Consider the following 803-nt stretch of genomic DNA (forward strand, 5'->3'; position numbering starts at 1 on the left):
TCGCCTGCACTTGCCGCGTTGTTGCTTAAGGGCCATGACGAGCCGAAGGATTGGCTCACGCGTGCGATGGACCGGGTCTTTGGTGGCTTCTTCCGCGTTTTCAACAAGGTGTTTCATCGCGGCGCTGAGGGGTATGGTCGCGGTGTGACGCGTGTCATCGGCCATAAAGGGCTGATGATGGTGGTGTACGCCCTGTTGCTGTGCGGTGCCGTGGTGATGGCGAGGGTGGTGCCGGGTGGCTTCGTGCCGGCGCAGGACAAAGAGTATCTGATCAGCTTTGCGCAGTTGCCCAACGGTGCCTCACTGGATCGTAGCGAAGCGGTCGTGAAGCAGATGACCGACATCGCGCTCAAAACACCGGGCGTGCAAAGTGCCGTCGAGTTTCCGGGTCTATCGGTGAACGGTTTCACCAACTCGTCCAGTGCGGCCATCGTGTTCGTGACACTTAAGCCGTTCGATCAGCGTCGTACGAAGGCATTGTCGGCCGGTGCGATTGCGGGTAGCTTGAATCAGCAATACAGCGTGATCAAAGGTTCGTTCATCGCCGTGTTCCCGCCGCCGCCGGTTTTGGGCTTGGGTACCTTGGGTGGCTTCAAGTTCCAGATCGAAGATCGTGGAGCATTGGGCTACGCCGCGCTGAGCGATGCGACGCAGGCGTTCCTGAAGCGTGCCGCGCAAACGCCTGAACTGGGACCGACGTTCTCAAGCTATCAGATCAACGTGCCGCAATTGAACGTCGACCTCGATCGGGTCAAAGCCAAGCAATTGGGCGTGCCGGTCACGGACGTGTTCAATACGATGCA

1 protein-coding gene is annotated in these 803 nt (G+C 59.0%); it reads left to right on the forward strand.

Features of this window, described 5'->3' with window-relative positions; translation table 11 throughout:
• A partial coding sequence (locus GSQ77_RS28945; protein ID WP_174246523.1) for an efflux RND transporter permease subunit occupies nt 1–803 on the forward strand: 803 nt, incomplete at both ends.

Source organism: Burkholderia sp. L27(2015), from assembly GCF_009765705.1.
GTDB lineage: Bacteria > Pseudomonadota > Gammaproteobacteria > Burkholderiales > Burkholderiaceae > LMUX01.